Consider the following 275-nt stretch of genomic DNA (forward strand, 5'->3'; position numbering starts at 1 on the left):
GAGCGCCATCGCGACAATCGCTTCATTGTTCGGAACGACGCCGTTCACATGAAAGGCTGCTTGAAACATCTTTCCGAACGGCTCAAGCGAGCCAACAAGGATGCCCGCCCCGGCTGAAATCACGATAAAGCCTAAAAACGATTTGGTCGTCCCTTTCACAATTTCATTGGCAGGCTTTTTTTGAAGCAGAAGACCGATAAGAGAAATGGCTGCAATTAATACAGCCGGCTGGCTTAACACATCCATCATCAGCTTTAGTGCTCTTTCACCCATTT

1 protein-coding gene is annotated in these 275 nt (G+C 48.0%); it reads right to left on the minus strand.

Annotated elements, in window-relative coordinates; all coding sequences use genetic code 11:
* Nucleotides 1–273 (minus strand): PTS transporter subunit IIC (locus CF394_RS00580; RefSeq protein ID WP_279327632.1); only part of this gene is annotated, 273 nt, incomplete at its 3' end.
* Between the last annotated feature and the right edge of the window lie 2 nt (nt 274–275).

Source organism: Tetzosporium hominis (assembly GCF_002265435.1).
GTDB lineage: Bacteria > Bacillota > Bacilli > Bacillales_A > Planococcaceae > Chryseomicrobium > Chryseomicrobium hominis.